This is a genomic window from Saccharothrix sp. NPDC042600 (genome assembly GCF_040647305.1).
In the GTDB taxonomy this organism is placed as follows: domain Bacteria; phylum Actinomycetota; class Actinomycetes; order Mycobacteriales; family Pseudonocardiaceae; genus Actinosynnema; species Actinosynnema mutabilis.
This window is the reverse complement of sequence record NZ_JBEZBW010000059.1, coordinates 31,189-49,928: the sequence shown is the minus strand read 5'-3', so window position 1 is coordinate 49,928 and position 18,740 is coordinate 31,189. Positions and strand designations below refer to the sequence as shown.

The following is an 18,740-nucleotide window of genomic DNA, read 5'->3' as shown; positions in this document are numbered from 1 at the left end:
TTGGCAACCGGAAAAGCTGGTTGCCAAGAACCCCAAAGCGCGGTTGGGCTGCGCCCAGGCCGTACGGGGAACGAACCGAGGCCCTTCCTTGGGCTTGGGAGCCCGATCAAAAAGCGCGCTGTCCGCCGTCCGGCCCGGTTGCGCGCGGTGTCAGCGTTTCTTTCGGCGGGTTTTTGGCGGGGTCAGTAGTTCGATCACTGCCTTTTCCGTCACCTCTCGGTCGTCCGACACCACTGAGAGGACTGTTCCTTTGTTGAACAATTCGACGACCTTCGGGTCCACGTACGACTTCCGCGCCACCGCCGGGGTGTTGCCCAGGTTCTCCGACACCTCGCGCATCACCGCCGCCTCGACCCGTTTCCGTCCCCGCACCGTCTCCGGCCGGCCCTGCTCCGCGAAAGCCACCGCCGCCAGCACGGTCGCGTGCCACGTCCGCAGGTCCTTGACCGAATACTCCTCCCCCACCATCTCCTTGAACCGCTCGTTCACGTCCTCCGCCGTCACCCCGCGCCCGTCCGCGGCCACCAGCAGGCGCTCGTCCGGCTCCCGGCCCCGCAGCAGCGACTTCACCGCCTTGGCCAGATCGGCGTCGGCCACCTGGGTGCAGAACTCGATCCCGCCCTTGGCCGGATAACAGAAGTCCACAGTGGACCCGCGCACCTTCACGTGCGAGCACAACAGCGTCGCCACCCCGTAAGTGCCGTTGTCCTCCGCGTAGGACTCCCCGCCCACCCGGAACACACCGCGGTCCAGCATCGCCAGTGCCACGGCCACCACGCGCGGGAAGTCCCGTCCTCGCCTGCGCAGCTCCTCCAGCACCCGCGCCCGGAACGCCGGCAACGACGGCGCCAGGTCCAGCACCCGCGAGTGCTTCTCCTCGTCCCGCTCCCGCCGCCACCGCTCGTGGTACAGGTACTGCCGCCGGCCCGCCGAGTCCGTGCCCACCGCCTGGAGGTGGCCGTTCTCGTGGGGGCACACCCACACGTCCCGCCACGCCGGCGGGATGACCAGGGACTTGATGCGCGCCAGCTCGTCCGGGGTGGGGGTCGCGCCGTCCTCGTCCACGTACCGGAAGCCCCGGCCGTGGCGCAGGCGGCGCCAGCCCGGACCGTGGGGGTCGCTTCGGCGCAGTCTCACCCCTGCGAGGTGCCCGGCGGACGGGGAAGTGAAACTCGGATGGTTGAGAACCGCGCGGAGTGGGTATGGCACGCCCATGACCGACACCTGGACCGTGGGCGTCGAGCAGGAGTTCCTCCTGGTCGATCCCGAGACGCGCCGTCCCGTGCCCGGCGCGGAGGCGGTCGCGCAGTACGCCGGCGCCCGACTGGACGTCCAGCGCGAGCTGACGCCGTTCCAGATCGAGGTCGCCACGCCCGTCTGCCGCTCCACCGAGGAGCTCGCCGAGCAGGTGCTGCTCGGGCGCACCCACCTGGCCAAGGCCGCGCACGCCGCCGGGTGCCGGCTGCTCGCCTCCGCCTTCCCCCCGGTCGGGAAGGTCGGGCCGCCGCCGAACACCGACGACCCGCGTTACCGGCTCATGGAGTACACGCACCGCAAGCTGCTCGGCGGCCAAGGGGTGTGCGGGCTGCACGTCCACGTCGGCGTGCCCGACCCGGACACCGCGGTGCGCGTGTCCAACGCGCTCAGACCCTGGCTGCCGACGCTGCTCGCGCTCAGCGCCAACTCGCCGATCGCCTCCGCCGAGGACAGCGGTTACGCGAGCTGGCGCTCGATCGTGTGGTCGCGGTGGCCGGTCGGCGGGCCGCCGCCGCACCTGGAGTCCGCCGAGCAGTACGACCGCCTCGTGCAGACGCTGGTGCAGACCGAGGTGGTGGTGGACGTGAACATGGTCTACTGGGACGTCCGCCCCTCCTCCCACGTCCCGACGGTCGAGGTGCGGGTGGCCGACATCCCGCAGACCGCGCACGAGACCGTGGTCATCGCCGAACTCATCCGGGCCTTCGCCCGCACCGCCGCCGAGTCGCCCGACGCCGAGCGCGTGGACGACGTGCTCCTGCGCGCCGCCTACTGGCGGGCCGCCCGGGACGGCTACGACGGGCTGGCGGTGGACCCGCGCACCGGCTCGCTCGTGCAGGCCCGGCAGCTGGCCGCGGAGATGGTCGAGATCAGCGCCGACGCGCTGCGTGACGCGGGCAGCCTGTCCACCGTGGAGGACCACCTGGAGTGGCTGCGCACCAACGGCAGCGGCGCGGCTCGGCAGCGCCGGGCGTTCGGCGCGTCGCCCGACGGCCGTGAGCTGGTCGACCAGGTGCTGGCCGCGACGGTCACCGATCTGCGTTCCGGACTACCGTGGAGCACGCACCGCACCGGCGGTGCGCGATGAGAGAGGAGACCGGGGTGCCAGAACCCGGGGCAACGCTGGCGTCCGTGCGGACCGACCGGCCCGCGGACGGGGTGGTGGTGCTGCGCGTGTCCGGCGAGTTGGACACCAGCAGCGCGGACGAGCTGGCCAAGCCGCTGCAGGAGACCCTCGTGGAGGGGCTGCGCGTGGTGGTGGTGGACCTCCTGGAGGTGCGCTTCCTCGGCTCGGCGGGCTTGGAGGCGCTGGTCACCGGCAGCAAGCGGGCGGCCGGGCTGGGCGTGCCGCTGGTGCTGGTGGCCGCCGGTCGAGCCGTGCTGCGGCCGATCGAGGCGACCGGTCTGAGCTCGGTGTTCACCATCGTGGACACCGAGGAGGAGGCGCTGGCCAAGGTCGGCGGCTAGAACCGCCGGCGGACGACGCGGATGGCGCAGCGCACCGCCCCTTCCCGGGGCAGTGCGCCCGCCGGCTCCACCACCCAGCGCGATCGCGGGGCGGGGATGCCGCACGGCCCGAGCCAGGTCCGGACCTCCGGCGGGGCGACCCGCGGGTCCGGCTCGGGCCGGGCCAGGAACAGCCAGCGCAGCCGGGGGCCGGGGATCGCGAGGATGGGTCCCAGCGGACCGGCCGCGCGCAGTTCGTGGCTGACCTCCGCCGCCCAGCTCGCGGGCACCTCCACCGCGACCGTGCGCTCGTCCAGGACCAGGGTGCCGTCCACGTGCCACATGCCCGACGATCTTGGGCCGGTCCCGTGTCGGCGGTGTGTCGCGGCGGCGCGTGCCGCGTTAATCCTGGCCGATGTCCTCGTACCACAGCTCGGGCCGCTCGGCGATGAACGCCGTCATCATCTCGGCGCACTCGCGGTCGTCCAGCAGGGTGATCTCGACGCCGTGCTCGGCCAGCCAGTCGTGGCCGCCGTGGAACGTGCGGGCCTCGCCCACCACGACCCGGCCGATGCCGAACTGGCGCACCAGGCCGCTGCAGTACCAGCAGGGTGACAGCGTGGTGACCATGATCGTGTCGCGGTAGCTCCGGCGGCGGCCCGCGGCGCGGAACGCGGCGGTCTCGGCGTGCGTCGAGGCGTCGCCGTCCTGCACGCGCCGGTTGTGCCCGCGCCCGAGCAGCGCGCCGTCCCGGTCGAACAGCGCGGCCCCGATGGGGATGCCGCCCTCGGCGAGCCCGGTCCGGGCCTCCTCCACCGCCACCGCGAGCATGTCCCGTGCGTCCACGCGGGGAACGCTACTGGTCCGGCGCGCCCCGCCGCACGCCGTCGAGGTGGAGCCGCAGGAACCGCCGCCAGCCCTCCGGGGCGGTGCGGATCACCTGGGACACCGCCGAGGTGAGCACGGCCAGGTCCGCCGCGGTGAAGTCCGCGCGCAGCCGACCGGCTTCCACCGCGCGGGCGATGATCTTGTCGGCGTGCCCGACACCGCGCGTGCACACGCTCTCCATCTCGCCGGACAGCGGCACGCGGCGCGAGATGGCGTCGTTGAGACCCCGGTCCTCGGCCTGGAGCGTGAACACGCCCTCCAGGAAGGTCACGAAACCCCGCCACGGGTCGGGGTCGGCCAGGGCGTCGGCGGCGACGCGGTCCAGGGCGGCCAGGCGCTCCGGGAAGATCGCGTCGAACAGGGCGTCCCGGGTCGGGAAGTGCGCGTAGAGGGTGCCGATGCTGACCCCGGCCTGCTTGGCGATGTGCTCCAGCGGCGCGTCCAGGCCGCGAGCGCCGAACACCTCCGCCGCCGCGTCCAGCAGCTTCGCCCGGTTGCGGGCGGCGTCCGCGCGGAGCGGCTTGGGCGGGGCGGGCATGCCGACATCCTACAAAGTCGAGGGCACCCTCGGGTTTGTGCTAGCGTCGGAGAAGTCGAGGGTAGCCTCGACTTCAACCACTATGGGGGTACGCGGATGTCCGCAGTCGTCGTCCTCGGGGTCGGCCCGGGGCTGGGCATGTCGATCGCGCACCGGTTCGGGCGGGAGGGGCGCGAGGTCGCGCTGGTCTCCCGCACGGCCGACCGCCACGCCGGGTACGTGGCCGCGCTGGCGGCGGAAGGGGTGGCGGCGGAAGCGTTCGCGGTGGACGTCCGCGACCGCGCCGGACTCCTGTCCACAATGGACGCCATCGCCGAGCGGCTGGGGCCGGTCGAGGTCGTCTACTACGGGCCCGGGGACAAGCACATGGCCCCGAAGCCGATCACGGACACCACGTCCGCCGATGTGGTCGAGGCGATGACGTGGGTGCACCCGGCGGTAGACGTCGTCGGGCACGTCCTGCCGGGCATGCTCGAACGGGGACGCGGCGGGCTGCTGTTCGCGGGCGGGCTGAGCGCGGTGCTGCCGATGCCGCCGCTGGGCGCGTTGGCGCTGTCGTCGGCGGCGTTGCGCAACTACGCGCTGACGGTGAACGCCGCGGTGGCCGAGCAGGGCGTGTACGCGGGCAGCCTCACCATCGGCGGGCTCATCGAGCGCGGCGACATCCACGCGATGATCACCGAGCGGCACGGCGAGCTGCCCGGGGTCGGCACGCTGAACCCCGACGAGATCGCCGACACCGCCTGGGACCTCTACGCCAAGCGCGACCGCGCCGAGGTTGTGTTCAACGCGCTGTCGTGAACTGGGCTGTCGTGAGGTGGGCGCTGTCGTGAGCTAGGCGCCGAAGCACAGGAAGCCGACGCCGGCGGCGAACTCCGCGTCGCCGGCGTCCACGTGCGCCGCCCGCGCGCCGGCCAGGGCGACCGCCGGCGGCTGACCCTCGCCCAGCCGCCGGTGCAGGTCCACCATCAACGGCGTGGTCACCTCGGCGGGCACCGGCACCACGGGCGCGATCAGCGTGCGGGTGCCCAGCCCCAGGAGCGCGGCCGTGAACCCCATCAGCTCGTCGCCCGGCCGCACCGCCGACAGTCCCGAGTCGCACGCCGACAGCACCACCCGCGCGGGCGGGGTGCGCAGGCGTTCCAGGTCGTAGACCGTCAACGGACCGTCGGCCAGCTCCAACGCCGAGAACAGCGGGTTGTCCGCGCGGAACGAGCCGTGCGCCGCCACGTGCGCCAGCGGCGCGCCGTCCATCGCCGACGCCACCGCGTCCACCGTCGCGGCCGGCCCCACCAGGACCGAGGCCCCGCGCGCCAGCGGGGAGATCGCGGTGATCTCGGTGGGCGCGGCGGGCAGCCGGGGGCCGGCGGCGAGCACCGGCCGGTCGTGCGGGACCCGCGAGGAGCACGCCGCCCGGAACCACACCGTCGCCGACGGGGCCACGGTCACCGATCGGTCCCGGCACCCCGGCAGCGCCGACCACGGCAGACCGCCCAGCGCCCCGGTCGGCGCGAGCACCAGCGGACGCCCCTCGACCCGGCGCGCCAACGGCGCGAGCAGCCGGCGTTCCAGCAGCGCCGCCGCGTGCTCCGCGCCCGCCCGGACGGCCGCGCGGTCCAGGTGCTCGGGCAGCGTCACCAGCCGGTGCAGGGCGAAGCGCAGCAACCGGATCTCGCGCACCGCCCCGTCCACCGGGCCCAGCCGGTGCAGGCTCGCCCGACCGCCCGCGACCACCACGGCCAGCAGCGTGCCCTCGAAGTCCACGTACTCCACCAGCGCCGCGTCGCCCAACGCCCACGCCAGGTCGCGCACGGCGGGCGGCCGGTCCACCGCTCCCCCGCCGCTGGTCTGCCGGGTCAGCTCGCGCACCCGCTGCTCGCCGCGCAACTGCCGCTGCTTCAACGCCGCCGTCGGCCGCCCGGCCAGCAGCGCCAGCTCCAGGTCCGAGGTCACCGCGCGCAGCTCGGCCAGCGCGTCGGCCAGCCCGGAGTCCTCGGGCGGCCGGGCCGGGGTCATCCGCAGCGCGCCCGCCCGCCAGCTCTCCGCCCACGTCAGCACGCGCGCGGCGTGCCCGGACGCGACCGCGGACCGCAGGCCCTCCATCGCCAGCGCCTTGCCCTGCGCGCCGCTCAACGCCCGCAGCTCCGCCGCGCCCAGCGACACCCGGTACTCGTCGAGCAGCTTCAACCCCTGCCGCAACGCGCTCTGCGCGCCCCGCCGGTTGCCCGACAGGTCGCGCCGCAACGCCTCGGCGTACCAGCCCTGCACGCGGTGCGCCGCCGGACCGCCCCGCCGCGCCGCGCCCGCCGCGGACAGCTCCGCCAACGCCCGCCGCCGGTCGCCCAGGTCGCGGGCGATCAGGGCCGCGTCCACCCGGGCCTCCAGCGCCGCCATCCGCCAGCCCAGGGCGTCCAGCCGGGACGCCGCGCGCGCCATCGCCGTGCCCAGCTCCCGCGACCGCTCGCCGCTGAGGTAGGCGGCGCGCAACTCGACGTGCCGGGCGCTGACCGCCCACACCTCGCGCTGCTCCCGCCGGAACCCCTTGCGCGCGGCCACCGCCATCCGCACGGCCAGCTCCAGGTCGTTCTCCAGCAACGCGATCCGCGCCCGGTAGAACATCGCCTCCGACCGCGCGAGCACCATGCCCTTGCCCAGCTCGGCCAGCGCCCGGTCGGCCGCCGCCCGCGCCTCCTCCAGCAGCGGCACCGAGACCAGCAGCTCCAACCGGTTGATCAGCAGGTTCGGGCGCGGCACCGCCAGCCGCCGGTACTCCCGCTCGGCCTCGGCGAACATCGTCAACGCGCGGGGCACGTCGCCGGCGCGGGAGGCGGAGATGCCCGCGTTCCACCGCACGTCCGCGACGGCCAGCTCCTGGTCCAGCTCCCGGTACAGCTCGGCGGCGCGGTCGAAGTCCTCGTCGGCCGCCTTCAACCCGCCGGTGTAGGCGCGCAGCAGGCCCCGGTTGTTCAGCGCCCGCGCCTCCACCAGCCGCTCACCGGACCGGCGCACCACCTCGATCGCGCCGTTGTAGTCGCGCAACGCCTCGTCGTACCGGCACAGGTAGTGCAGCACCAGACCGCGCTGCATCCGGCCGCTGCCCGCGTCCACGCCGTGCAGGTCGGGCAGCGCCTGGTTGATCGTGCGCAACGCCTGCGCGTGCCGGCCGGTGTTGGACAGCACGAACGCGAGGCTCATCCGCGCCAGGGCGGCCAGCCGCGCCGACCCGGCGGCCTCGGCGACGCGCACCGACCGCCGCAGGTGCCGCAGCGCGCCGTCGAAGTCGTGCAGTTCCCGCAGGGACAACCCGATCGCGCGCTCGGCCGCGGACGCCTCCTCGGCGTCCCCGGCGGCACGCGCGGCGCGCAACGCGGAACGGCCCATCGCTATTGCCGCGTGCGGGTCCCGTTGCCGGGCTTCCAGCGCTGCGGCGGCGGAAACCCCGGCCACGAGATCCACCTTATTACCAAGGTCACTGTGGTAGCTTGATCAGCCTTGATCACGCCGTTGGTTGTGAGGCCGCCGTGTCCGAGCCGTCGAACAGGCCCGAGCTGTACCAGCGGGCGTTCCAGGAGTCGATCAGGCAGCACAAGGACTTCCGGGTCCACGCGGAGCGCGGGCGGGAGTTCCTCTTCGTCGCGCGGGAGCTGCTGACGATCCCCGAGGACGTCAACCGGGTGGTCGAGAAGCTCCAGCGCAACGGTTTCGCGGTCGAGCGCGGTCGCGACTTCGCCGGCATGTCCCGCCTGGTGCTGCCGCGCAACCCCGACGACATCCCGGACGTCGTGCGCCTGCTGCGCGACCCGGAGCAGTGGCCGGGCGAGCGGGTGCCGTTCGTGCAGCCGCACCACGTGCTGGTGGGCCACGGCGGCAACATGCACGGCAACCCCGGCCAACCCCCGCGCGTGGCGCCGCCGTTGGCGGACCCGGCGAAGGGCAGCGAGGTGCGCGGCAAGGGCGTGGTCGTGGGGGTGGTCGACACGGGCATCTCGTCCACGGCCGCCGCCGACCACCCGCTGTGGCTGGCGAACGCGTTCCTGCCGAGGCCGGAGGAAGTGGACGCCGCTTACGCGCAGGACGACGTGTTCGCGCTGGAGGGCGGTCACGGGACGTTCGTGGCGGGCGTGCTGCGGCAGGCGGCGCCCGGGGTGCGCTTCGACCCGGAGAAGGCGCTGGACCCGTCGGGGTTGGGCACGGAGGAGCAGTTCGTCGCGGCGCTGGCGTCGTTCGACGAGCGGGTGCAGATCGTGAACGTGTCGATGGGGTGCTTCACGCAGGACGACGTGGCGTCGGAGCCGGTGCGCCGGGCGATCGCCAAGCTGCCGCAGTCGGTGGTGGTAGTGGCGTCGGCCGGCAACCAGGGCACCAACCGCCCGTCCTGGCCGGCCGCGCTGTGCCGGGTGGTGGCGGTGGCGGCGGTGGCGCAGGAACGGGACGGTTCCCGAGCACCGGCGTGCTACTCGAACTTCGGCCACTGGGTCGACGCGTGCGCGGTGGGCAACCGGACGAGCACCTACCTGAAGGGCAAGTGGGCCCTCCCGGGCGACCCGACGGTAGACGTCTACGACCGCTTCGCGTACTGGCTCGGAACGTCGTTCGCCGCTCCCCACGTGGCGGGCCGGATCGCGGAGACGATGACCACGGACGGCCTGACCGCGACGGCGGCCCGGGACAAGCTGCTGTCCGGGGCGGAGTTCTTCCCGGGGTACGGCGTGCTGGTCGACTAGTTGCGGGTTCGGCGCAGGTGGTTCGGGTTCTGGCTCCTGTCGCTCGATCGTGTGACATACAGGATCCGTGAGGTTTCGCTGGAACTCGCCTCCCGTGAGGTAAGGAGCGGCGGGCACGGGGAGGGGAATGGACACAAACACCCACCCGTCCCCACCCCACCCCTCAACCCCGGCCCGCTTGGCCGCCGCACCCCCTCGGCCACCGCACCCCCTCAGCCACCGCACCCCTCGGCCGCTGGCCCACTCAGCCACCGGACCGCTGGCCCACTCGGCCGCTGGCGCACTCGGCCACCGGACCGCTGGCCCGCCGGACCCCTCGGCTGCCGCCCCCTTCGCCCGCGGCACCCCTCGCCTGCGGCCAACGCGCCCGCCGGCCCTCGCCCGCCGCACCCGGTCGGCCGCCAGCCCCGGTCGGCCGCCGGACCCGGTCGGCCGCCGGACCCCTCGGCCGCCAGCCGTCCGCCGCCAGCCGTCCGCCGCCAGCGCGCACGAGCCGCCCGGGTTCTGAGGCGCGGGGCCCGCAACCCCGACTCCGGCTCCGACGACGCACACCGACACGAGCCGCGAGCCCTGGGGCCTGCCTGGGCGCGAGCCGCGAGGCGATCGAGCCGCAGGGCGAGCCGTGCAAGCCGCCGCCCGCTGGCGCGCGGGGTTTGGAGGGCGGAGGCGCGTGGGTGCAGGCTGCTGGGTGAGCGACGGGCGGTGAGCTGCGGGGTGTTGGTTGGGGGTGGGAAGACGGCCGGTGTTGGGGTGCCACGATCGGGGGGCTGTCCGGGGCGCTTCGGGTGGGAGGTATCTGGGGAGGGGTTGTGGGCTCCGTAGTGTGTGGAAGACACGAGGGAAGTCGAGCGCGGGAGGGGACGTGACCCCTGCATCCCCGATCGCCGCGTTGGTGGACGCGGCGGCCGAGGGCGATCAGCGTGCCTGGAACGAGATCGTCGACCGGTACACGCCGCTGGTGTTGTCGGTGATCTACAAGCACCGGTTGCGGCCGGCGGATGCGGCGGACGTCAACCAGACGCTCTGGCTGCGCCTCGTCGAGCAGATCGGTCGGTTGCGCGATCCCGAAGCGCTGCCCGGCTGGATCTCCACGACCACGCGCAACGAGTGCCTGCGGATGTTGCGCATGCAGCAACGCACGCAGCCCTTCGACCCCCTGGCCGACGAGGAGCAGGCCGGCTCGGTGGACGTCGTCGCGGACCTGGACGACGAGATCGAGACCGCCCAGCGCTTCCAGGCCCTGCGGGACGGGTTCCGGTTGCTCTCCGAGCAGTGCCGGGAGCTGCTGGCCAAGCTCATGACCGACCCGCCGCCGAGCTACGCCAAGGTCAGCGAGCAGCTGGCCATGCCGGTCGGCAGCATCGGGCCCACCCGGATCCGGTGCCTGGACAAGCTGCGCAAGACGCCGGCCGTCGTCCGGTTCCTCCAAGCGGAACCGGGCGCGGTGAGCACCGGCGGTGGGTGACGACGGGAGGTGGTTGCGGTGAGTGACCCGTGGGAGAGCGACGACGTCCTGCTGGCGGAGCTGCGGGCCGCTCTCGCCGAGGCGCGGGACGTCCCGCCGGAGTTCGCCGAAGCGGCTCGGGCGGCCTACACCTGGCGCACGGTCGACGCCGAGCTGATGCTGCTGACCAGCTACGACTCGATCCTCGACGGGCAGCTCGCCGAACGCGCCCGCGCCGCGGTGACCGCCCGGCAGCTGGTGTTCGACGCCGAGGGCGTCTCGGTGCAGGTGGAGGTCACCGAGGCCGGGATCGCCGGGCAGGTGCTGCCGGCGCGCCCCGGGCGGGTCGAGCTGCTCACCGCGGCGGGACCGGTGGAGGAGGCGGAACTGGACGAGCTGGGCTGCTTCCTGCTCGGCCCGCCGCCGCCCGGACCGGTGCGGTTCCGCCTGGAGGCCGGCGGCACGACCGTGGTGACCGACTGGGTCTGCGTCTAGCCCCGCCGCGGGACGTCCGCGGCGGGGCAAGCACAAAGTGATCACCACCGTCCCCGAACGGACCGGCACCGCCACGTCCGGGTGAAACCGGGGTCCGGGACGGTTCGTCCGAGTGCGGTTCGTCGCTAAGGTGGCCCGGTCTTCGATCTCCTCACGGTGAAAGAGGTGCACGGTGGTGGACCGGGTGAGCTGGGCGCCGGAGGGCGTGGACGTCGACCTCCCGAGCTCGGCCCGCATCTACGACTACCTGCTGGGCGGCGGGCACAACTTCGCCGCCGACCGCGACACCGCCGAAGCGCTCGTCCGGGTGCTGCCGGTGCGCGACATGGCGCGGCTCAACCGCTCCTACCTGCGCCGCGCCGTGCTGGCCCTGGTCGAGGCGGGCATCACGCAGTTCCTCGACCTCGGCTCGGGCATCCCCACGGTGGGCAACGTCCACGAGGTCGCCCAGGACGCGAACCCGGACTGCCGCGTCGTCTACGTCGACATCGAACCGGTCGCCATCAAGCACGCCGAGCTGCTGCTCGCGGCCAACCCGCGGGCCACCGCCGTCCTGGCCGACCTGCGCGAACCCGAAGCGGTGGTCGCCAAGGCGGCGGCGCTGCTGGACTTCGACGCCCCCGTGGGCCTGCTGGCGGTGGGCGTCATGCAGTTCATCCCCGACGAGGACGACCCGTGGGGCGTCCTCGCCCGCTACCGCGACGCGCTCGCGCCGGGCAGCTACCTGGCGCTGTCCCACTTCACGCCCGACCGCATGCCGCAGGCGATGGCGGCGGGCGCGGACATCTTCCAGCACACCGCCGAACCGATCACGCCGCGCACCCGCGAGCAGGTGCTGGCCATGATGGACGGCTTCGACATCGTCGAACCGGGCCTGGTCTTCACCCCCGAGTGGCGGCCCGAGTCCCCCGAGGACGTGCCCGACGACCCGGGTCGCGCCAACCTCTACGCGGTCGTCGGCCGCAAGCCTTGACGCGGCGCGCCCGCGGTCCGCAAGATTCACCGACCTGATCTTCGCCACCGCCGCAGCGCCCACCCGCCATGACCAACCGCGCACCACACGGGGACGCCCCGGGAGAGTCTCCCGGGGTGGCGTCGGCGCTCGCCCGTTGGACGCGGGTCCTGGTGGACAGCGCCTACGCCCCGCTGTCGCGCGGGCAGGTCCGGGCGAACCTGGCCCGCCGGCTCGACGTCCTCACCGGACCCGACGCGCTCGCCGGGGCCGACGAGGTCGGCGAGTGGCTGGTCGGCGCGCGGTTCACCGGCCCCGACAGCCTGCGCGGCACCGTCGAGGTGCTCGGCGGCGCGCTGCCCGCGTTGACCGGAGCGCCGCCGGAGCACGTCGCGAAGGTGCTGGGCGCGGTCGCCGCCGGCTACGCGAACGCCGTGCGGCGGCAGATCTTCGCCGAGCAGGAAGGGGTGCGGACGTCGCTGTTGCTGTCGCTGGAACAGGCGCAACAGGCGCTGCACGACAGCGAGGCGAGGTTCCGCCAGGTGTTCGCCTCCTCCGCGGTGGGCATCGCGATCTTCGACCGGGACGGCGCGGTCATCGAGGTGAACCCGGCGCTGGTGCGGATGCTGCGGCACGACCACGACACCGCCGACGAGGCCGTCGGCGCGTCCGGCGCGGACGCCGAGGGGGTGTTCGCGCCCGGTGACCTGGCCGCGCTGCGGGCGGCGTGGTCGGCGGCGGACGAGGCGCGGTTCGAGCAGCAGTTCGCCGGACCGGGCGGCGATCCGATGTGGACGAACGTCGCCCTGTCCACGGTGCACGACGCGGACGGCTGCCCGAAGTACCGGGTCGCCGTGATCGAGGACGTCACCGAGCAGCGCGTGCTGCGCGAGTACCTGCGCCACCAGGCGCTGCACGACGTCCTCACCGGGCTGCCCAACCGCCAGAGCTTCCTGCCCAAGCTGGAGGAGGCGCTGAGCAAGCCCGGCTCGATCACCCTGTGCTACCTCGACGTGGACAGCGTCGCGATCGTCAACGACGGCATCGGCTACGAGGCGGGCGACGAGTTGCTCAAGGTCGTCGCCGGGCGGCTTTCCGCCGTGGTGGCGGGCGAACGGGCGATCGTGGCGCGCATCGGCGGTGACGAGTTCGTCGTGCTGATCGAGGACTCCCCCGACACGCCCAGCATCTCCGCGCTGGCGGCGGCGATCGACGAGGCCCTGAACGAGCCGGTGCACCTGTCCGGGCACGGGGTCGCGGTGTCGGCGGGCATGGGGTTCGTGCGGACCAGCGCGCGGGGCGTGGACGCGATGGCGTTGCTGCGCCAGGCGCACAGCACGTTGCGGCGCGCGGAGAGCGGCGGCAAGGGCCAGTGGGGCATCTACGACGCCGGTGAGGACGCACGCGACCGCAAGCGCCTTTCGCTGCTCGCGACGATGCCAGGTGCATTGGAATTCGGCGAGATCGCGATCGACTACCGGCCGGTGGTCCGGCCCTCGGGCGAGCGCCTCGCCTACGCGGCGCGGCTGCGTTGGGACGAGGCGGAGTTCGGCGTCGTGGGCCACGAGGAGTGCCTGGACTTCGCCGACGAACTGGGCTTGAGCGGCCACCTGGGCACGTGGCTGCTGGACGAGGCGTGCGCGTTCGCGGCGGTCGAGGAGGTGCCGGTGGTGGTGCGGCTGTCCGCCGACCAGTCCCGCGACCCCGACCTGGCCGCCGCCGTGCGCACCGCGCTGAACCACTCTTCCCTTGCGCCGCAACGGTTGTGGTTGAGCCTGCACACCCGCGCGGCGACCGGCGGGCCGGAGGCCGTCGAGGACAACCTGACCACGTTGGCGGACATGGGCGTGCGCCGCCTGCTGCACGGCTTCACGTGCGGGCTGGCCGAGCTGGCTCTGGTGGAGCGGCACGTCCTGCACGGCGTGGAGCTGGCGGAGCCGCCGGACGAGCCGCTGGCGCGCGAGGCGTTGGCGCGCGTGGTGCCGTTGCTGCGGGCGACCGGCGCGCTGGTTCTCAGTGATCAGCCGGACGCGGACGCGGCCGTGCGACCGTGATGACCTCCTTGCTGGTCGGGGTGTGCGGAGAGCGGTCCCAGGACCCGTAGCGCCGCTCGACCTCGAACCCGTTCTCGGCCAGCAAAGAATCAATTCGTTCGGCGGACGCGAACCTCATGGTGGCCTGATCGACCTGTGGCGAGGGCCAGCGGGAACCTTCGTAGGTCTCGGTGAGGTGCACCAGGTCGCCGTCCTCCCACACGATGTCGTGCACGACGCGGAACTCCGTGCCGTCCGGCGCGGTGTAGGTGGACGCGTTGCGCGGCACCCAGTTCCGCCAGGGCTTGGGCCCGGGGTTGAGCGACTCGAACGCGAGCCGGCCGTCGGGCCGCAACGCCCGGTGCGCGGCGCTGAGGACCGCCGAGGCCTGCTCGTCGGTCGTGAAGATCTGGAACACGTGACCGGTCATGAACACCAGGTCGAACTCGCCGTCGAACGACACCGAGGACAGGTCGCCCTGGACCCAGTCCACGTCGTCGCGGGTGCGGGCCTGGGCGAGCATGCCGGTGGCCGGGTCGAGGCCGACCAGCCGCCCGCGGTGGCCCCGGTCGCGGGCGGTCTTGAGCAGCAGGCCGGTGCCGCACCCCACGTCCAGCACGGTGTCGGCGCGCATGACCAGGTCGAGGTAGAAGTCGTCGCTGGGGCCCCACCCGTTGATCGTGTCGTAGAGCGAGGCCAGGTCCGCGTCTTCGTAGGAATCGGGCATGCCCGGAGTGTCGCGCACCCCCACCGGCCCGGTCGCCCCATTAACGCCGGGGAGGCCCCACCGCGGCGGTGGGGCCTCCCCGAAGTCTCGCGCGGAGGGTCAGGCGAAGGTCGGCTGGCGCATGGCGTGCTGCACCAGGGTGATCAGGGTCTGCTTGGTCGACTGCCGGTTGCGGGCGTCGCACGGGACGATCGGGATCGACGGGTCGATGGTGAGCGCCTCGCGGATGTCCTCGATGCGGTGGTGCAGGAGGCCGTCGAAGCAGTTCACCCCCACCACGTACGGCAGTTCGCGGTCCTCGAAGAAGTCGATCGAGGCGAACGCGTCGGACAGCCGCCGGGTGTCCACCAGGACCACCGCGCCGATCGCGCCGCGCACGAGGTCGTCCCACATGAACCAGAACCGGTGCTGGCCGGGCGTGCCGAACAGGTACAGGATCAGGTCCTGGTCCAGGGACACGCGGCCGAAGTCCATGGCCACCGTGGTGGTCATCTTGTTCGGCGTGTTCGTCAGGTCGTCCACGCCGACGCTCGCCTCGGTCATCACCGCTTCGGTGGTGAGCGGGACGATCTCCGACACCGACCCGACGAACGTCGTCTTCCCGACGCCGAACCCGCCGGCGACCACGATCTTGGTCGACGTGACCGACAGGCTTCGTCCGCCGCTCATGTTGCTTCCACTTTCCCTAGGACCGAAGGAGGACTAACCACGCATGGCGACGTGCAGCTGGGACCGGATCTCCGGGGTGAGCTGGACGCCCACCCGCTCCACCAGCCGGGTCATCGCGTAGCCGATGAGGCCGATGTCGCAGTTCGGGGCGGCCAGCACGGCCAGGCACGAGCCGTCGCTGATCGACATCAGGAACAGGTAGCCCCGCTCCATCTCGACCACGGTCTGCTTGACGTCACCGGCCTCGAAGCAGCGCGCCGCGCCGAGGTTGAGGCTGACCAGGCCGGACGCGACGGCGGCCAGCTGCTCGGCCCGGTCCAGCGGCAGGCGCTCGGAGGACGCGAGCAGCAGGCCGTCCGCGGAGACCACGATCGCGTGCGCCACGCCCGCGACCCGGTTCACGAAGTCGTCGACCAGCCAACTGAAGTTGTCCAGTTCTTCGGCTGCGGTGGTCACTTCTGCTCCTTGTTGTCTGCGTTGTCGAACGACAAGCCCTCCCAGGGCAGGCCGTTGTCGTCAGCGGACTCGCGGCCCATCTGCACGCCGCGCTGGTAGGTGGCGAACCGCTGCCGCAGGCGGTCGGCGGACCGGCGCGGCGGTGCGGTGGCGACGGCGGTCGCCGTGCCGGCGGGGGCGGCGCCGTTGCCGTTGGTGCTGGGCGCCGGGGTGGTGGCGCGCGGCGAGGGGGCGCTGAGCGAGCCGGGCATGAGGCGCGCCTTGGGGGTGCGCTTCGGGAGGCCGGCGCTGGTGGTGTCCTCCACCGCCGACTTGAGGACGTTGCTCGCGGCCGACCAGCCGTCGTCGGCGGGACCCCACCCGGTGGCCGGGGTGGACGCGGGCACCGGGGACGGCGCGGGCGCGCGCTTGGGCAGGCCCGCCGCGGTGGGCTGCGGGCTGACCCGCTCCACCTTCTCCGGCTTGTCGTCGCCGACCAGTTCCGCCCGGTCGGCGAACATGGTGCGCTCGGCGGGCGACTCGTCCGAGCCGACCAGCTCGACGCGGTCGGCGAACATGGTCTTCTCGGCCTCGGTCTCCGGCGGCAGCTCACCGCGCACTTGCGCCTCCGACGCCTCGGTGCCCTGGAACCAGCGCGACAGCACGTCCTCGTAGATCGGCAGCCGCTGGGTCGAGGCGTCGTCCTCCTCCACCACCGGCGGCAGGGGCCGCGACGGCGGGCCGGCCGCGCCGGGGTAGGTGTAGTCGGGCGCGCCGGGCTTGGGCGGCAGGGTCTCGCTGACCGTGGCGGTGAACAGGTCCGTCGCCGGCGACTGCTCGACCTGGAAGAAGCCGCCGTCCTCGGCGGGCGTGGCCACCGGCTGCGGGAACGGCGCGGGCGTCACCTCGGCCGGCGGGGTGTAGCGGTCGCCCGCGATCTTCTCCGGCCCGAACTGGTCGGGCGTCCACTTGGGCACGCCGGCCAGCACGCCGACGCCGCTGTCCTCGGCGGACGGATCGGCCTGGCGCGGCGGCAGCGCGGGCCGCGGGGCGGCCGGCTCGGGGCCGCGGTGCAGCAGCGACACCGGCAGGACGACCTGCGCGGTGACACCACCCTCTATGTCGTCGTTGTTGCTCAGCGTCACCCGGATCTCGTGCCGCTTGGCGAGCTGGCCGACCACGTAGAGGCCCATCTCGCGGGCCACCGACACGTCGACCTCGGGCGGGTCGGCGAGCTTGGTGTTGGCCTCGACGATGTCCTGCTCCTGCATGCCGACGCCGCGGTCGTGGATGCGGATGGACACCTCGCCGCGCCGGGTCTCGATGGCCCGCACGGTGACCTTGGTCGAGGGCTTGGAGAACGCGGTCGCGTTGTCCAGCAGCTCGGCGATGAGGTGCGCGAGGTCGTTGACCACGCGGCCCTGCACCTTGAGCTCGGGCGCGGGCGCGATCTGGATGCGGGCGTACTTCTCGACCTCGGACACGGCCGCGCCGAGCACCTCGGAGATCGGGACCGGCCGGGTGACCCGGCGGTTGACCGTGGTGCCGGAGAGCACCAGGAGGTTCTCGCTGTTGCGGCGCATCTGGGTGGCCAGGTGGTCCAGCTCGAACAGCGAGGCGAGCTGGTCGGGGTCCTGCTCGTCCTGCTCCAGCCGGTCGATGACGGTGATCTGGCGTTCGACCAGCGCCTGCGAGCGGCGGGACAGGTTGATGAACATGTCGTTGACGTTCGCGCGCAGCGCCACCTGCTCGACGGCGAGGCGGATGGCTTCGCGCTGCACCGCGTCGAACGCCCGCGCCACCTGGCCGACCTCCTCGGTGGTGTGGATCGGCACCGGCACGAGGGCCTCCTCGGCGGCGCGTTCCGGGTCGCGGTGCGAGCGGATGCGCTTGATCGCCTCGGGCAGCCGGTTGCGGGCCACGTCCATCGCGGAGCGGCGCAGCATGCGCAGCGGGGTCAGCATCGAGCGAGCGACGAAGGCCATGAGGGCGAACGCGACGAGCAGGGCGACGGCGACCAGCGCGGCGTCGCGCCACGCGGACGCGCGGGCCTGTTCGGTCAGCCGCACGGCCTCCGCGTCGGCCTGCTGCTCGATGTTGAGCGCGACCGTCCGGATGAGAGCGGCGGTCTCCTCGCCGACGCGCATGACCTCCGCGTCCGAGATGGACACCTCGCCGGACTCGTCCTGCTGCACCAGGGCGAGCTGCACGAGCCGGTTGCGGGCGTCCACGGCGGCGCCGGACACGACGTCGGAGAAGCGCTGCCGGTTCTCCTGGCTCGCGGTGACGGCGAAGTCGGTCAGCGCGGCGTCCAACCGGGACTGGGCGGCGCGCAGGGCGTTGACCTGGCCGGGCGCGAACTCGGTGCGCTTGGCCGTGGAGAGCAGGATCGCGTTCTGCTGGAACAGCTGTTCCTTGGCGCTGTAGAGCGCCTGGTTCGCGCCGGCCAGCGGCGTGATGGTCTCGTTGCTCAGGCTGCTCGCGGTCGCGCGGTGGACCTGGGCGAGCGCGCTGAGGACCTGGGTGTAGGCGCTGGCCACCGAGATGTCGGGGTAGCGGGTGGTCAGCGTGGTGTTGCGCAGCGAGGGCAGGCCGTCCAGCGACTGGAGGGACTTGTCGAACGCCTCCCGCACGCTGTCCTCGATGCCCGTGGTGGTCCGGGCGACCTCGCGGTACTTGCTCACCTCGGCGTCCACCTTGGCCGACCGCGTGACCAGCTCGGCGCTGTTGTCGGCCCGGCCGCCCGCGACGAACCACACGGCGGCGTCGCGTTCCAGCTGGAGCGCGTCGGCGACCGCGGCGGCCTGGGCGGACAGTTCCAGTTCGCGCTCGACCTTGCCGAACAGCTCGACGTCGTCGAGCTGGGTGTTGAGCCGCAGGCCCGCGAGGGCGAGCGTGCTCAGCGCGGGCACCAGGAGCACCACGGCGAGCTTGCTGCGCAGCCTCCAGTTGCGCAGGCGCCACCGGGAGATGCCCCGGTCGGCGGACGGCGCGGTGCCTGTGCTCGGACCCGAGTCGGGCGGGCCGGCCTCGGCGGCGCCCTTGTCGAGTTGGATCCGCTCCGGTTCTCTCCCGGAGGCGTGGTCGTCGTGACCGCGCACCGTCAGCACACTCCCCAGCCCCCCAGCCAGT

Annotated in this window: 17 protein-coding genes; 8 read left to right on the top strand and 9 right to left on the bottom strand. The window is 73.4% G+C overall.

Features of this window, described 5'->3' with window-relative positions:
* Window positions 1-150: 150 nt before the first annotated feature.
* Window positions 151-1,137, bottom strand: coding sequence for a DNA topoisomerase IB (locus tag AB0A74_RS28475; protein ID WP_358254130.1), 987 nt, complete (start codon window positions 1,135-1,137; stop codon window positions 151-153).
* A gap of 76 nt (window positions 1,138-1,213) precedes the next feature.
* On the opposite strand from AB0A74_RS28475, the gene AB0A74_RS28470 reads away from it, so the two are divergent.
* Complete coding sequence (locus AB0A74_RS28470; RefSeq protein ID WP_358254128.1) at window positions 1,214-2,344, top strand: glutamate--cysteine ligase; 1,131 nt, start codon at window positions 1,214-1,216, stop codon at window positions 2,342-2,344.
* Window positions 2,345-2,358: 14 nt separating this feature from the next.
* The gene (locus AB0A74_RS28465; protein ID WP_358254126.1) at window positions 2,359-2,724 is read left to right on the top strand and encodes an STAS domain-containing protein; all 366 of its coding nucleotides are present in this window, start codon (window positions 2,359-2,361) and stop codon (window positions 2,722-2,724) included.
* Here AB0A74_RS28465 and AB0A74_RS28460 read toward each other — a convergent pair.
* From AB0A74_RS28460 to AB0A74_RS28450, 3 genes are read right to left on the bottom strand one after another with little or no spacing between them, the layout of a single operon-like run.
* Window positions 2,721-3,047: a hypothetical protein gene (locus AB0A74_RS28460; RefSeq protein ID WP_343939781.1), complete on the bottom strand. Its 327-nt coding sequence runs from the start codon at window positions 3,045-3,047 to the stop codon at window positions 2,721-2,723. The two genes, AB0A74_RS28465 and AB0A74_RS28460, sit on opposite strands and share 4 nt — an antisense overlap.
* Before the next feature lie 58 nt (window positions 3,048-3,105).
* Window positions 3,106-3,534 (bottom strand): nucleoside deaminase, encoded by a 429-nt coding sequence (locus tag AB0A74_RS28455; RefSeq protein WP_343939902.1) that lies wholly within the window; start codon window positions 3,532-3,534, stop codon window positions 3,106-3,108.
* Between the two features lie 25 nt (window positions 3,535-3,559).
* A complete protein-coding gene (locus tag AB0A74_RS28450) occupies window positions 3,560-4,129 on the bottom strand; it encodes a helix-turn-helix domain-containing protein (RefSeq protein ID WP_358254124.1) in 570 nt (189 codons plus the stop codon).
* Between the two features lie 96 nt (window positions 4,130-4,225).
* Here AB0A74_RS28450 and AB0A74_RS28445 point away from each other — a divergent pair, with 96 nt between their 5' ends.
* Window positions 4,226-4,930, top strand: coding sequence for an SDR family NAD(P)-dependent oxidoreductase (locus tag AB0A74_RS28445; RefSeq protein ID WP_358254122.1), 705 nt, complete (start codon window positions 4,226-4,228; stop codon window positions 4,928-4,930).
* Between the two features lie 33 nt (window positions 4,931-4,963).
* On the opposite strand, the gene AB0A74_RS28440 is transcribed toward AB0A74_RS28445, so the two are convergent.
* A complete protein-coding gene (locus tag AB0A74_RS28440; RefSeq protein ID WP_358254120.1) occupies window positions 4,964-7,576 on the bottom strand; it encodes a CHAT domain-containing tetratricopeptide repeat protein in 2,613 nt (870 codons plus the stop codon).
* Between the two features lie 74 nt (window positions 7,577-7,650).
* On the opposite strand from AB0A74_RS28440, the gene AB0A74_RS28435 reads away from it, so the two are divergent.
* From AB0A74_RS28435 to AB0A74_RS28415, 5 genes are all read left to right on the top strand, one after another.
* Entirely contained in the window at window positions 7,651-8,853 is a 1,203-nt protein-coding gene (locus AB0A74_RS28435; RefSeq protein WP_358254118.1) for a S8 family serine peptidase, read from the top strand.
* Window positions 8,854-9,715: 862 nt separating this feature from the next.
* On the top strand, window positions 9,716-10,318 hold the full coding sequence (locus tag AB0A74_RS28430) for a sigma-70 family RNA polymerase sigma factor (RefSeq protein ID WP_358254116.1): 603 nt from the start codon (window positions 9,716-9,718) through the stop codon (window positions 10,316-10,318).
* A gap of 18 nt (window positions 10,319-10,336) precedes the next feature.
* On the top strand, window positions 10,337-10,792 hold the full coding sequence (locus tag AB0A74_RS28425) for a hypothetical protein (protein WP_358254114.1): 456 nt from the start codon (window positions 10,337-10,339) through the stop codon (window positions 10,790-10,792).
* A gap of 175 nt (window positions 10,793-10,967) precedes the next feature.
* The gene (locus tag AB0A74_RS28420; RefSeq protein WP_358254112.1) at window positions 10,968-11,765 is read left to right on the top strand and encodes an SAM-dependent methyltransferase; all 798 of its coding nucleotides are present in this window, start codon (window positions 10,968-10,970) and stop codon (window positions 11,763-11,765) included.
* A 116-nt stretch (window positions 11,766-11,881) separates the two neighbouring features.
* Entirely contained in the window at window positions 11,882-13,798 is a 1,917-nt protein-coding gene (locus AB0A74_RS28415) for a diguanylate cyclase (RefSeq protein WP_358254110.1), read from the top strand.
* On the opposite strand, the gene AB0A74_RS28410 is transcribed toward AB0A74_RS28415, so the two are convergent.
* From AB0A74_RS28410 to AB0A74_RS28395, 4 genes are all read right to left on the bottom strand, one after another.
* Window positions 13,758-14,504 carry a class I SAM-dependent methyltransferase gene (locus tag AB0A74_RS28410; RefSeq protein ID WP_358254108.1) on the bottom strand — a complete coding sequence of 249 codons (747 nt, stop codon included), beginning with the start codon at window positions 14,502-14,504 and terminating at the stop codon, window positions 13,758-13,760. The genes AB0A74_RS28415 and AB0A74_RS28410 overlap by 41 nt on opposite strands.
* A 99-nt stretch (window positions 14,505-14,603) precedes the next feature.
* The gene (locus tag AB0A74_RS28405; RefSeq protein ID WP_121227400.1) at window positions 14,604-15,173 is read right to left on the bottom strand and encodes an ATP/GTP-binding protein; all 570 of its coding nucleotides are present in this window, start codon (window positions 15,171-15,173) and stop codon (window positions 14,604-14,606) included.
* Window positions 15,174-15,206: 33 nt separating this feature from the next.
* Window positions 15,207-15,629 (bottom strand): roadblock/LC7 domain-containing protein, encoded by a 423-nt coding sequence (locus AB0A74_RS28400; RefSeq protein ID WP_121227397.1) that lies wholly within the window; start codon window positions 15,627-15,629, stop codon window positions 15,207-15,209.
* Window positions 15,626-18,709 carry a nitrate- and nitrite sensing domain-containing protein gene (locus AB0A74_RS28395; RefSeq protein ID WP_358254105.1) on the bottom strand — a complete coding sequence of 1,028 codons (3,084 nt, stop codon included), beginning with the start codon at window positions 18,707-18,709 and terminating at the stop codon, window positions 15,626-15,628. The genes AB0A74_RS28400 and AB0A74_RS28395 overlap by 4 nt, the downstream gene beginning before the upstream one ends.
* Between the last annotated feature and the right edge of the window lie 31 nt (window positions 18,710-18,740).

Excerpts from the sequence above, each read along its gene's own strand:
- AB0A74_RS28470 (WP_358254128.1), top strand. The coding sequence starts at position 1,214 with ATGACCGACACCTGGACCGTGGGCGTCGAGCAGGAGTTCCTCCTGGTC.
- AB0A74_RS28460 (WP_343939781.1), bottom strand. The coding sequence starts at position 3,047 with ATGTGGCACGTGGACGGCACCCTGGTCCTGGACGAGCGCACGGTCGCG.
- AB0A74_RS28455 (WP_343939902.1), bottom strand. The coding sequence starts at position 3,534 with ATGCTCGCGGTGGCGGTGGAGGAGGCCCGGACCGGGCTCGCCGAGGGC.
- AB0A74_RS28450 (WP_358254124.1), bottom strand. The coding sequence starts at position 4,129 with ATGCCCGCCCCGCCCAAGCCGCTCCGCGCGGACGCCGCCCGCAACCGG.
- AB0A74_RS28445 (WP_358254122.1), top strand. The coding sequence starts at position 4,226 with ATGTCCGCAGTCGTCGTCCTCGGGGTCGGCCCGGGGCTGGGCATGTCG.
- AB0A74_RS28410 (WP_358254108.1), bottom strand. The coding sequence starts at position 14,504 with ATGCCCGATTCCTACGAAGACGCGGACCTGGCCTCGCTCTACGACACG.
- AB0A74_RS28405 (WP_121227400.1), bottom strand. The coding sequence starts at position 15,173 with ATGAGCGGCGGACGAAGCCTGTCGGTCACGTCGACCAAGATCGTGGTC.